Origin of the sequence: Veillonella parvula (genome assembly GCF_036456085.1) — a bacterium.
GTDB lineage: Bacteria > Bacillota > Negativicutes > Veillonellales > Veillonellaceae > Veillonella > Veillonella parvula_E.
Map to the genome: position 1 here is coordinate 1,862,140 of NZ_CP138632.1, position 12,936 is coordinate 1,875,075.

At 40.9% G+C, this 12,936-nt stretch carries 11 protein-coding genes and 1 tRNA gene; all 12 read left to right on the forward strand.

Translation table 11 applies throughout. From position 1 onward, the window contains the following. Nucleotides 1-186: 186 nt before the first annotated feature. Nucleotides 187-621 (forward strand): Dps family protein, encoded by a 435-nt coding sequence (locus tag PK1910_RS08675; RefSeq protein ID WP_128113961.1) that lies wholly within the window; start codon nt 187-189, stop codon nt 619-621. A 50-nt stretch (nt 622-671) separates the two neighbouring features. Next, nucleotides 672-762: transfer RNA gene (locus PK1910_RS08680), tRNA-Ser, on the forward strand. 210 nt (nt 763-972) lie between these two features. Further along, entirely contained in the window at nt 973-1,722 is a 750-nt protein-coding gene (locus tag PK1910_RS08685; protein ID WP_287549996.1) for a hypothetical protein, read from the forward strand. A gap of 19 nt (nt 1,723-1,741) precedes the next feature. Further along, the gene (locus tag PK1910_RS08690; RefSeq protein WP_205112786.1) at nt 1,742-3,001 is read left to right on the forward strand and encodes an Nramp family divalent metal transporter; all 1,260 of its coding nucleotides are present in this window, start codon (nt 1,742-1,744) and stop codon (nt 2,999-3,001) included. A gap of 322 nt (nt 3,002-3,323) precedes the next feature. Then, on the forward strand, nt 3,324-3,926 hold the full coding sequence (locus tag PK1910_RS08695) for a hypothetical protein (protein WP_004694153.1): 603 nt from the start codon (nt 3,324-3,326) through the stop codon (nt 3,924-3,926). Beyond that, nucleotides 3,904-4,650 carry a YaaA family protein gene (locus tag PK1910_RS08700; protein ID WP_316062633.1) on the forward strand — a complete coding sequence of 249 codons (747 nt, stop codon included), beginning with the start codon at nt 3,904-3,906 and terminating at the stop codon, nt 4,648-4,650. Before PK1910_RS08695 ends, PK1910_RS08700 begins: the two co-directional genes overlap by 23 nt. 4 nt (nt 4,651-4,654) lie before the next feature. Next, the gene (hydE, locus tag PK1910_RS08705; RefSeq protein WP_278467120.1) at nt 4,655-5,773 is read left to right on the forward strand and encodes a [FeFe] hydrogenase H-cluster radical SAM maturase HydE; all 1,119 of its coding nucleotides are present in this window, start codon (nt 4,655-4,657) and stop codon (nt 5,771-5,773) included. A 402-nt stretch (nt 5,774-6,175) separates the two neighbouring features. Further along, a complete protein-coding gene (fusA, locus tag PK1910_RS08710) occupies nt 6,176-8,242 on the forward strand; it encodes an elongation factor G (RefSeq protein ID WP_008603194.1) in 2,067 nt (688 codons plus the stop codon). 282 nt (nt 8,243-8,524) lie between these two features. Continuing rightward, nucleotides 8,525-9,001, forward strand: coding sequence for a NanQ anomerase/TabA/YiaL family protein (locus PK1910_RS08715; RefSeq protein WP_118091102.1), 477 nt, complete (start codon nt 8,525-8,527; stop codon nt 8,999-9,001). A 1-nt stretch (nt 9,002) separates the two neighbouring features. Beyond that, the gene (locus PK1910_RS08720; protein WP_118091101.1) at nt 9,003-9,947 is read left to right on the forward strand and encodes a DMT family transporter; all 945 of its coding nucleotides are present in this window, start codon (nt 9,003-9,005) and stop codon (nt 9,945-9,947) included. 224 nt (nt 9,948-10,171) lie between these two features. Continuing rightward, nucleotides 10,172-11,467: an amidohydrolase gene (locus PK1910_RS08725; protein WP_118091100.1), complete on the forward strand. Its 1,296-nt coding sequence runs from the start codon at nt 10,172-10,174 to the stop codon at nt 11,465-11,467. Nucleotides 11,468-11,529: 62 nt separating this feature from the next. Next, nucleotides 11,530-12,774 carry a M20 family metallo-hydrolase gene (locus tag PK1910_RS08730; RefSeq protein ID WP_118091099.1) on the forward strand — a complete coding sequence of 415 codons (1,245 nt, stop codon included), beginning with the start codon at nt 11,530-11,532 and terminating at the stop codon, nt 12,772-12,774. Nucleotides 12,775-12,936 lie beyond the last annotated feature (162 nt).

The window sequence follows — 12,936 nt, forward strand, 5'->3', positions numbered from 1 at the left end:
ATTAAACTTTTATACAAAAATATCTATTCATATATTGACATGGAAAATCATTATTGGTAGAATATAAACATAATCAATATTGATTATGAATTAAATAAACGAATTGATGGCATAGAAGCCAACTGTGTTTGTTCTGCTTTTAGAATAAACTATAATTGAGAATTAAGTGGAAAAAGGAGTTTTATTATGAAAAACGTACAACAAGTAAATCAATATTTAGCAGATCTTTCCGTATGGAATGTAAAATTACATAACCTACACTTCAATGTAACTGGTCCGCAATTCAAATCTATTCATGAATACTTGGAATCCATTTATGATGAAGCCTTTGAATACTTTGATGCCGTAGCAGAACATGTGAAAATGCAAGGTCAATTTCCATTGGTAAATTCCGGAGAATACGCAAAATTGACTAAAATCGAAGAATTGGGACAAGAAGACATCCCTCAAGCAAAGGTAATTGATATCCTTCTTAAGGATTTTAAATACATGAATGATCAAGCTGTAGCAATTCGTGCAGCAGCTGATGAAGAAGGTGATTTCTTGCTCGTAAGCATGATGGAAGATCACGTTGCATACTATGTAAAACAAATCTGGTTCATCGAATCTATGCTGAAATAAGACGATTGACAATGCCTTATTGGGTATGATATGATTACCCAGTAAAGCATGGAGGATTACTCAAGAGGCTGAAGAGGACGGTTTGCTAAATCGTTAGGGCGGGTTACCGTCGCTAGGGTTCGAATCCCTAATCCTCCGCCATGTAAAGACCTCACATCACTTGATGTGGGGTCTTTTTGTATAATATAGTGATTTATTATATTATTTATATAGGCCTTATTTGTGAGGATTCGAGTGAGTCCGAGGCCTTATTAGTATTGAATGACACAGGTGTGTAAGGGTATAGAGTTGACGTATGTCTAGGGGTTTCATATAATAGATTGTATAAAATGTAATTTTAAGGAGACTCTTATGAATACAAAACATACACGTCAAATGAATCGTATCCGTCGAGCGTTAGGCATTAGTGCATTGTGCCTCGTTGCGTCTGTTGGCTTTAGTCATGCTGAAAGTATTGCCATCCCAAGTGCACGGCCTATGGTGGATGGCGTAAGTGCTGATGTAGAGACTGTTAATAGTTCTAGTAAAGGACAACAGCATATAAACTCAGATGTTATTACGCCTAATGATTGGACATATACAGCGTTACAAAGGCTCATTAAACATGGTGCTATTACAGATACTCACGGATTTACTTTTGATGGTGCTAGCTATACAAAGGATGAGCTTATGCCGCTTATCGATGAGGTAGTCACAAAACGTGAGCAAATGAACGACAATGATCGAGAGTATGCACTGCGTATTTACCAAGAAAATATGCGTGATGTAATGGATTACCGTATTGCTCGCGATAAAAAAGCTACTGACGAGCGCCGTCAAAAACTAGATGAAAAGCGTGCTGAAAGGGCTAAAAAATCTGGTAAGACCTATCAAATATCCAAGGATCAACAAGAAGCCCTTGATAAAGCTGGCGATGAAGTAGCAAAACCGGAAGAACGCGCTTTAACAGATGAACAAATCAAAGAAAAAATGAAGAAATTCAAAATTGATGATTCTCGCGTTAAGGTAAATAATGAAGTGCGTATTCGTTATGCGGACTCCAAGGATAAAAAGTCCAAAACAGATGCTCGCATGCAGACGGAGATGACGTTCACTCTATAACTCTTAGTAAGGGGGTATAATGATTGACTTTTTAAAGAAACAATTGTTTACTGTCCATCAAAACGGTAAGCAGCAGGTAAGTGAGGTCTTTAAATATATAGGACCTGGTATAATCGTAACCGTTGGATTTATCGATCCAGGAAACTGGGCCGCCAACTTGGCAGCTGGTGCTAGTTATGGTTACGAATTATTGTGGGTAGTCACACTATCTACGATTATGCTAATTTTATTACAGCATAATGTGGCGCATTTAGGCATTGTACGCGGTCAATGCTTGTCGGAATGTGCCTATGAGTTTTTACCGCGTTATGCATCTCGCTTTGTGCTTAGCACGGCAGGAATTGCGGCGGCAGCGACGGCCTTGGCTGAGTTTATTGGCGCTGCTATCGCTTTGAAGATGCTCTTTGGTATTCCTATCTTGATAGGTAGCATTTTGACGGCTCTTATCTGTACGGTCATGCTCATTACGAACTCCTATCGTAAATTAGAGCGAATCATTGCTGGTTTTGTATCCCTTATCGCATTGGCGTACCTTGTTGAGGTAAATATGGTCAATGTGGATTGGGCAGCGGTTGGTATTGGTTGGGTGGATCCTAATATTCCTCATACATCGATGCTCGTTATTTTGAGTATATTAGGGGCCGTAATTATGCCTCATAACTTGTTTTTGCACTCTGAAATCATCCAAAGTCGCCAGTTCAATACACAAGATCCAGCGATAATGAAACGGCAGTTACGCTATGAATTCCTCGATACTTTGTTATCTATGGGGATTGGGTGGATGATTAACTCCGCCATGATTATATTGGCGGCGGCTGTTTTCTTTGCTCATGGTATTGAAGTAACAGAGCTTGAACAGGCTGAGGAGTTGTTGCGTCCACTCATTGGACCGGCAGCGGGTATTATTTTTGCGATAGCATTGTTATTTGCAGGTTTTGCCTCATCTGCTACGGCAGGTATGGCGGGGGCAAGTATCTTTGCAGGAATGTTTGGCGAGTCTTACGATATGAAAGACTTCCATACGCGATTAGGCTTGGCACTAACATATGTTCCAGCATTATTATTGATCGTGTTTATTACAGATTCCTTCCAAGCATTATTGTTCTCTCAAATGTTCTTGAGCTTGCAATTACCTATCACCATATTCTTGCAACTTTACATGACAAGCAGCCGCAAGGTCATGGGAGAATACGCGAACCGTAAATTTACAAATATTCTCTTATGGGGTATAGGTATCATCGTTACTATTATGAACATTTACTTATTGATTGTAGGCTAAGAGCATATTTTTTGTTAGTTTCCAAAAGGTTTCTTATAAAGTCAACATTAGAATTCAACATTAGAATACAGAATTAGAATACAACATTAGAATACAAGATTAGAGTACAACATTAGAATGCAAAGGACCGCTATGGCGGTCCTTTTGTCATGTTGCTAACGTATCTATTATGTAAAACGCGTATCTTTGAATACTCAAGAGGGGTATAAAATATGGTACAATTAAGAATAGTATAATATAAGAATCATATTTTTAAGGATAATATAATATCTGTTGGGAGTATTCCTTAGCAGTGTGATATATGGAAAATTAGGAGGCCCTAATGGCAAAGGAAATCAACGTACAAGAGACAATACAATCTGATTTTAGTGTTGTGGTTAACGACATTGCTGAAGAGTTATTGACGCGCCTCAATATGGATGAGGATGGTTCTGTTATCGATATGTTCCAAACAGGCTCTTTTGATCCTTGGCAGTTATTCGTATTTTTTGGTGCTTTAGAAAAAGCTCTTATTGAGTTCAGAACGGATAAACGGAAGAAAACAGTTATCGTTCATGCACAACCTGAGGCTCTTATCGGCATTGGCCGCGTAGTGACACCTGTATCTACTATGCTTGAGCATGTATTGATGTCTCGTTTGAACGATATGAGTGAAGGTCGCTTGGAAACAGGCATGCTTACAGTATCTGCTGAAAGCATTGATTATGAAGGTGTAAATCTTAAAGGTCGTCACGTGGTTATCGTATGCGATCTTGTAGATGAAGATTCTAATTATCTCAAAGAATGCATTAAATTATGTAAAGAATTGAAAGCAAGCCACGTAGTGGCTGTGCCTCTCATGTTGTGGAACCCTGAATTGATCGACAATTTGACAGAGGAATCTATTAAGGCGGAATTATCCCATGAAAATCGTCCTCTCTCCTAGTAAGACAAAAACGATTACCGATGTTGCTAGCAACGCTGAGGCAGTACATCATGTAGTTCGAGACGGCCAATTTCAGCCGAACATCACGAAAAAGATTATAACTCATGTACAATCTCTCGATGTTGTAACTCTTGGAAAGGCTTTGAAATTAAAGGATGATAAGGCACAGGCTCTTTTTGATTTTTACCAGTCTTTTGAGGCTCATCCCGTAGGTCGTGCCTGTGAAAGTTATGATGGCATTGCTTTCAAATATTTGGACTGGTCGAACCTATCTGACGAAGCCAAGGCTTTTGGTGAAAGCCATCTCGTTGTGTTGTCTGCATTGTATGGTGTCGTTGAACCTAATATGGGAGTGCGCGACTATCGACTCGATATGGTCGATAAGGTGGGCATTAATCTATACGATACATGGCGTGATGCGGTGGATGTATACTTTCACAAGGAAGATTGGATCCTAAACCTAGCATCTAAAGAATATGCAAAAATGGTGAACCATCCAAAGGTGGTAACCGTTGAATTTTGGGAATTACGGGGCGATACGTTTAAGCAGATGAGTACGTCCTCCAAAATGAGTCGCGGTGTGATGGCTCATGAATGTTTAACTCAACAAGTGAAACATGTGCGGGACTTGCCCCACGAAATCAATGGGTTTACCTGTGTTACTGACATTGAATCCATTACCATACCAAGCGAATCGATGACGATTCGTTACGAAAGGAAGTGATTGTTTGCAAGTGCAAGACATTCTTGCAAAAGACCTCGTCGGCGATGAATGGCTGACCGAGGAGGAATTGCGATTTCTCATGTCTGTAACTGATGAAGAACAGTTGCAGTTGATATATAAAAAGGCCTACGAAGTGAAGGCAAAATACGTAAAGCCTGTAGCATACTATCGCGGCCTCATCGAGTTCTCAAACCGATGCATTAAGAATTGTAATTACTGCGGTATCCGCCGAGAAAACGATAAGGCGGAACGCTTTGATATGAATCGCGAAGACATTATCAAGATGGCGCAGTGGGCATACGACCATGAATATGGTTCCATTACACTCCAATCTGGTGAACGCTGTGATGATGCCTTTGTAGACTATGTTGTGGATTTAATTCGTGACATTAAAGCCATTGGTGATGGTTCTCTTGGCATAACGATATGTGTAGGGGAACAAAGCGAAGAGGCGTACCGCCGCATGCGTGAAGCCGGTGCGAGTCGTTATTTATTACGCATTGAAACAACTAATACAGATTTATACCATAAAATTCATCCTCGTGATGAATTGCACTCCTTTGAGACGCGCGTAGAATGTTTACGTCGTTTGCGCCGCGTAGGCTTTCAAGTTGGCACAGGCGTTATGATTGGCCTACCCGGTCAAACAGAAGATGATCTCGTAAATGATATCTTGTTCTATCGAGATATGGATATCGATATGATCGGCATGGGGCCTTATGTGGTGCATCACGATACGCCACTAGGTCAAGAAGCATTGGCGATGGGTATTGATGACGAAGCAGGTAAATTGCGCCGCGTTCAATTGGGGCTCAAGATGATTGCGTTGACTCGTTTATTCTTGAAAGACGTAAATATTGCAGCTACGACGGCGTTACAAGCACTAGATAAACTAGGCCGCGAAAAAGGTTTAGCCGCAGGGGCGAATATCCTTATGCCTATCATCACCATTCCTGAACACCGTGCAAAATATTTGCTATACGATAATAAGCCATGCGTGGACGACAATGCAGAACAATGTAAAGACTGCTTGACACGCCGCGTAATGTCCATCGGTGATACAGTGGGTTGGAAACAAAATGGGGACTCTAAACACTACGGCAAACGGACGGGAGAATTTTAGTATTCTATGTTCGAACTAAATTATTTAGTTGACTATATCTTTGTCCTTAGTATTGCCTATATATAGATGGGGCCCCGTTACATAGCGACAACTTAATTAGAAAAGACGGTCTATACTTGCTTGCTCCTCGTTCCTGATGTCGCGGCACAAGTACAGACCGTCTTTTTTATAACTTTGTGAGGGCACTAGTCCCATCTATATATAGGATATACCGATAAAGTCTTATTAATAATTTAATTAAGTTTAGGATCTACATAGGAATACTAAAATTTTCGTTATAATTTAGTCTTATTATATAATCCTTTTTTTCTAAGAAATTTTTCTCAGAAAAAGAGGATTTTTTTATTGTAGTGTCGAAATGTATTAGCAAAGCCGTAATTTGCCAGTAAGGAGGCGATTCCAATGAAAGAGTACAGTAGTGATAAAATTAGAAACGTTGCTGTTGTTTCCCACGATGGTGCGGGTAAAACAGCTCTTGTTGAATCCTTGTTGTTAACTTCTGGTGCGGTTGATTTCGTAGGTAAAGGTCAAGATAATAAACATATTATGGACTTTGAACCGGAAGAAATTAAACGTAATGTAACTATTCAATTGGGCATGGCGCCATGTGAGTGGCATGACCATAAGGTTAACTTCATAGACACTCCAGGCTATAACGAATTCCATGGCGAAGTTCGTGCCGCTTTGCGTGCTTGTGATGGCATGTTGATGGTGCTATCCTCCACATCTGGTGTAGAAACTGACACAGTTCGCGCATGGGATTATGCAGTTGAATTACAAATGCCTCGCATGGCATTTATCAATAAAATGGATGTCGATGGTGCTGATTTCTTTGGCACTATTGAAAGAATGCGGGAGTTATTTGGCAAAGGCATTATGCCATTGCAGATTCCTATCGGTGAAGGTGCCGATTTTGAAGGCGTTGTAGACGTAGCGAAAATGACTGCGTTTACTTATAAGGACGGCCAACCAACAGAGGTCGCTGTACCAGCTCACCTTATCGAAAAGGCTCAAGAAATTCGGGAAATGACCGTAGAAGCCGCGGCTGAAGGTAGCGATGAGTTGTTGGAAAAATATTTAGAAGGCGAAGAATTATCCTTAGAGGAAATCCGCCAAGGCTTGCGTGAAGGGATGATTAGTGGCCGTGTGTGCCCAATCATGTGTGGCAGTGCCACATCTCGTATTGGCTTAGATCAAGTATTGGATCGGATGATCCGTTACATGCCGGATGCAACTAAAAAAGTGATGACCGCAACTGATGCGGAAACCGGCGAACAATGTGTTGTACATGTAGATAAACCATTAACTGCATTCGTATTTAAAACATTGTTAGACCCATTCGCAGGCAAACAAAGCTTTGTACGTATCTTCTCTGGTGAACTGAAAGAAGGCGATCGCCTTTATGATGTAAACCAAGGTGTAGAAGAAAAATGGGGCAAGATGGTTACCCTTATCGGGAAGCAACAAATCCCTGTATCTGCTGCTAAAGCTGGCGATATCGTAGTGATACCGAAATTGGCCAATGCTAAGACCGGCGATACATTAACGGCTCCTGACTTTAAAGTGACATACGATGCTATTCGTTTCCCTCAACCTCTATACACTGTGGCTATGGAGCCAGTGAAAAAAGGTGAGGAGGAAAAATTAGCTAGTGCTGTTCTTAAAGTGGCGGAAGAAGATCCTACTTGCGTAGTAGTGAAAAATGCTGAAGCTCGCCAATTACAAATCGATTGTATGGGTGAAGTACATCTCGAGCATATCCTCAACAAAATGGACCGTAAATACGGCGTACAAGCTAAACTTGTGGCTCCATATATTCCATACCGCGAAACCATTAAAGGCTCTGCTGAAACCGAGTCTAAGTATAAGAAACAAAGTGGCGGTCATGGTCAATATGGTCACGTTAAGATTCAAGTGGATCCATTATATGATGGTAGCGAATTTGCATTCGTAGACAAAATTTTTGGTGGTGCTGTACCTAAACAATACATACCAGCAGTGGAAAAGGGTGCCAAAGAAACCCTAGATAAAGGCCTAATTGCAGGATATCCTATGATTGGCGTGCAAGTGACACTCTTGGATGGATCTTACCACAGTGTAGACTCCTCAGAGTTAGCATTTAAAGTAGCTACGTCACAGGCTATCAAGGATGTGATTCCTAAGGCGAAACCAGTCCTATTAGAACCAATCTATGAAGTCAACGTGTTTGCACCAGATGCTTTCATGGGCGACATCATGGGTGATTTGAATAGCCGTCGAGGTCGTGTATTAGGCATGGAACAAAGTGAAAGAACAGGTATTTCCGTTGTTAAAGCACAAGTACCATTGGCTGAAATGTCCGATTATGTGACTGCATTGCGCTCCATTACACAAGGACAAGGCGTATTTAACCGTCAGTTCTATACCTATGAAGAGGTTCCCCATAAGCAAGCGGAAGAAATTATCGCTGCTCATAAAACCCAAGAATAAGGTAATGGCCACATGCTGTATCTAATACAGTTTGAATCATTACAACTGAATAGACAATTGCATAATGTAACAATTTAATACTGTAACAATTTCATAGTGTAATAATTGACGAAAGTCATAAATTTGAATAGTATTTTACTGAGGCCCTCCATATATGTAGCGTATGGAGGGCTTTTACATAAGAGAATAGCTAGTTCTTTATGTATATATGTGCTAACATAAAAGGTAATATAATTAGTTTATTGTGGTGCCATATCCATAGATATTGTGAAAGGATTGTGTATGTTTTTCTCTAGTATTACCGCAGATTATACAAAAATGGGCTATCCTAAAGCCATCGTGCGCGCTTTGGATTTCTTGAAAAACACAGATTTGAAAACATTGCCTGGAGGACGTCATGCCATTGAAGGCGACATGATGTATGCTAACGTAGACGATGTAGAAACAAAACTATTTGAAGCTACAAAACCGGAATCGCACCGTAATTATGTAGATATCCAATTTATGGTGAGCGGCGAGGAAAACATGGGCTTTTTCGTAGATAAAGGTCTCGTTAAACCTGTGGAGTCCTATCCAGATCGAGATTGCTATTTTTATCCTAATGAAGCGGTTGATGAAGGGCAAATCCATTGCCCAGAAGGGTACTACACTGTATTCTTCCCCTCTGATGTTCATCGGCCTTTGCTTGCTGTAAACGATAAACCTATTAAAATCCGTAAGGTGGTTGTGAAAGTTCACGTATCTTTGCTCGGTGACTAGCATGAAACAATATGAAGTTATTGGTGTTATTATAACTCTATTAGGGGCTGTTTTATGGGGCGTATCAGGTGCATCCGTACAGTTCTTAAGCAATTTTAGAGATATGAATTTGGAATGGCTAGTAACTATGCGATTGATTACAGCAGGTTTACTAACTGTTATTTATGCATGGTTTAGATTTGGAAACTCTATCTTTAATGTATTTCATAGTATAAAGGATACGCTAGGGCTCATTGTTTTTGGCGTATTTGGAATGGCATTATGCCAATATACATACTTCAGATCCATTGCTTTAGCTGGAGCTGGCATTGCAACGGTATTACAATATCTGGCGCCGTCTATGATTATTATTTACCTGCTGGTTCGCTATGGTAAACGACCATCCAAGGGGGAAATGGTTTCTGTTATACTGGCCTTAGTGGGGACCATTTGTTTAATGGGGAATGGTGATGGTCTTTCTATTGAAAGCTTCCCAATGGCGGTTCTCGTATGGGGGCTTTTATCTGCTGTGGGTGTAGCCGTATATAGTATTTCTCCTGTTGATTTACTCTACAAATATGGCACATTGCCTATTGTAGGGTTTGGGATGCTTATTAGTGGTATTGTAGCCGCTATATTATTCCATCAACCGAATTCATATGCAGTGTGGGACGCATGGACTGTTATTGGTTGTTTCAATGTCATATTCCTCGGGACGATAGTATCTTTCAATGCCTATTTAGAAGGGGTTAAACGAATTGGGGCCGTACCAGGATCTATTTTGTCATCTATTGAACCTATTTCGGCGGCTTTCTTTGGGTGGGCTTTTTTAGGAAATGAATTTAGTCTACTAGGGCTAATTGGTATGGCTATGATTATTGCCACCGTTGTTATCATTGCTTGGGATAGACAACGAACTATTAAGCGAGAAGTACTGGCAAAACTGAATAAAACAATATTAGAATAAATTGATAAGAGCACATCAATAAAAATATATCAATAAAATATGTCGACAGGAAAACATCAAGAAGAACACATATATCACAGAAAACGTTTCGTGGTATATGTGTTTTTTGTTATAACATACAGTATATTTTAGATACTGTATACATGCTCCATTTAGTTGACTATTTACCTATCTATTCATATAGTAAATGTATACGTGATTATTAGTTTGTTACGGAGGTATTTATGTCTGTAAAAGATTTCGTGCAACAACGGCGCGATGCGTTAATCGCTATGCGTCGAGATTTTCATATGTACCCTGAACCTGCTTGGCTTGAGTATCGCTCTGCTGCGAAGGTAGCGGATAGGCTTATTTCTTTGGGCTATGATGTGGCGTTGGGGGCAGATGTACTCGATTTAGACTCTCGCATGGGTTTGCCTAGTGATGAGGTCATGAAAGCTGGTATGGATCGAGCCATCAAAGAAGGTGCTAATCCTGAGCTTGTAGAAAAGATGGGTTATGGTAAAACGGCCATTGTTGCAACTATGAAGTTCGGTGGTGAAAGCCCTGTAGTAGCATTTCGTGTAGACATGGACTCTAACGATGTCATCGAAGCTAAAGAGGATAGCCATGTGCCTACAAAGAAAGGATTCCGTTCTTGTCATGATAAAGCGATGCACGCCTGTGGTCATGATGCACATATGACGATGGGGCTAGGCCTAGCTGAATATTTGGCTGCGCACAAGGATGAATTCAAAGGAACTATTAAACTCATTTTCCAACCTGCAGAGGAAGGCGTGCGCGGTGCTAAAGCGATGGCGGAAGCGGGCGTTGTGGATGATGTAGATTTGATGTTCGGCATGCATATTGGGTTTAATGAAAATCTATCCAATTGTTTTGCGTGTAGCGATCATGGCTTCTTAGCGACAACAAAACTTGATGCGGTGTTCTACGGCTATTCTGCTCATGCTGGTGGTTCCCCAGAAAAAGCACAAAATGCAATGCTCGCAGGTTGTACAGCGGTTCTTAACTTACAAGCCATCGCTCGTCATAGTCAAGGCGCCTCTCGCATGAATGTAGGTGTTTTTGAAAGCGGTACAGGCCGCAATGTGACGCCTGATGTGGCAGTTCTTAAACTAGAAACTCGTGGTGCCTCTACAGAAATCAATGACTACATGATTGAACGGTCGAAGACTATTATTAAAGGTGCTGCAGAAATGCACGATTGTACCTTTGAAATCACAAAACAAGGAGAAACTCCGGCAGGTCGCATCAGCGATGATTTAGCTCGTGAAGTACAAGCTATCGTGGAACCACTTGGGATCTTTAAAGAGGTTCCCTTCGATTACAGCGGTGGCGGTAGTGAAGACTGTGCGTACTTCTTGAATCGTGTCATCGATCGCGGTGGTAGAGCGACCTATATGGTTGTGGGATCTGCCATTAAAGCACCGCATCACAATCCGCTCTTTGATATCGATGAAGAAGATATGTTAAACGGTATTGTAGCGTTAGGTACCATTGCAGCTCACTATTTAAAATAAGCTTTATATACTAGCATCATATGGTTTGTCAGTAATTGATGTAATAGATTGTGAGGTGTTACATGATTCAACGAGAGCGATTGGTTAAGGATTTTGAGGCTATGGCCCAATTGACGGCTCCTGGTGAGGGCATTAATCGCCTTGCTTTCACCGATGCAGATTGGGCAGGACGTCAATATATTATAGATCGCATGACTGATGCGGGTTTATCCGTTGAAATAGACGATTTTGGTAATGTCATTGGCTATAAGATTGGTAAGAAACCAGATTTACCAGCTGTTATGGTGGGGTCTCATACGGATAGCGTGCCCAATGGAGGCAATTACGATGGTGTGGTCGGCGTGTTATCTGCTATTGAAGTAATTCGTAGCATGATCGACGATGGTTATGAACATGATCATACCATCGCTGTGGTGTCCTTTATGTGTGAAGAGTCTGGTCGCTTTGGGAATGCTACACTAGGCAGTAAGGCCATGCGCGGTGAATTGACATTACAAGACTTACACCACTTGGTAGATAAACAAGGAATTTCTTTGTACGAAGCCTTGAAAGGTCGTAATTTAAACCCCGATGGGATTGAAACAATGGCATATAAACGACCTGTAAAGTCTTTCACAGAAATCCATATAGAACAAGGCAAGGTACTGGAGCACGAGCAGAAAACGATTGGTATTGTGACTGGTATTGCCGCGCCAGAGCGATTCTATGTGACCATTCGAGGCAATGCCGATCATAGTGGAGCTACGCCGATGAACTTGCGTCATGATGCTCTATGTGGAGCCTCAAAAATCATCCTCGGCATCGAGGAGATTGCATCTATGCAAGAGGAACCACCCGTGGTGGGAACTGTTGGCGTTGTGGAGGTTACACCAGGGGCGATGAATGTCATTCCTGGTGCTGTGAAGCTAGGGGTAGATATTCGCAGTATTTCTAAGGTAGCTCGTAATTCTGTAGTTACTCTTGTTAAAGAATTTATTGACATTACTGCCGAGAAACGTGGATTATCTTATACGATTGAGCCTATTGCACAAGACCATCCAGTAGCTATGCACCCTGCGATGATTCGAGAAATCGAAGAGGCTGTTAAGTCTGTAGGTGTAGAATATATGACTATGCCGAGCGGTGCCGGTCATGACGCGATGCATTGGGCGGAGGCAGTTCCTACGGGAATGATCTTTATTCCATGTCGCGATGGCATCAGTCATAATCCTGCAGAATTTGCTGAAATGGATGATATCGTAACGGGTGCAGAGGTGCTTGATAAGGTGCTTAGAAAACTTAGCTTGGAAGAAACAAAGCTTGTTTAATATATTTCTTTATGTATTTATTCTTTATGTATTTATGTAGTTATATAGATAAGTAGTTATATAGTTATATGATTATACTGTATATAATTAAGTGATTACTTTTACTATTGTTAGGCCTATTAGGTGTAAGACATAGATAGGACTATTGTATTTAGTGTTGTT

Bases quoted from the DNA above. Each gene is read 5' to 3' on its own strand.
- PK1910_RS08675 (WP_128113961.1), top strand. From the start codon at position 187: ATGAAAAACGTACAACAAGTAAATCAATATTTAGCAGATCTTTCCGTA.
- PK1910_RS08685 (WP_287549996.1), top strand. From the start codon at position 973: ATGAATACAAAACATACACGTCAAATGAATCGTATCCGTCGAGCGTTA.
- PK1910_RS08690 (WP_205112786.1), top strand. From the start codon at position 1,742: ATGATTGACTTTTTAAAGAAACAATTGTTTACTGTCCATCAAAACGGT.
- PK1910_RS08695 (WP_004694153.1), top strand. From the start codon at position 3,324: ATGGCAAAGGAAATCAACGTACAAGAGACAATACAATCTGATTTTAGT.
- PK1910_RS08700 (WP_316062633.1), top strand. From the start codon at position 3,904: ATGAAAATCGTCCTCTCTCCTAGTAAGACAAAAACGATTACCGATGTT.
- fusA (WP_008603194.1), top strand. From the start codon at position 6,176: ATGAAAGAGTACAGTAGTGATAAAATTAGAAACGTTGCTGTTGTTTCC.
- PK1910_RS08715 (WP_118091102.1), top strand. From the start codon at position 8,525: ATGTTTTTCTCTAGTATTACCGCAGATTATACAAAAATGGGCTATCCT.
- PK1910_RS08720 (WP_118091101.1), top strand. From the start codon at position 9,003: ATGAAACAATATGAAGTTATTGGTGTTATTATAACTCTATTAGGGGCT.
- PK1910_RS08725 (WP_118091100.1), top strand. From the start codon at position 10,172: ATGTCTGTAAAAGATTTCGTGCAACAACGGCGCGATGCGTTAATCGCT.
- PK1910_RS08730 (WP_118091099.1), top strand. From the start codon at position 11,530: ATGATTCAACGAGAGCGATTGGTTAAGGATTTTGAGGCTATGGCCCAA.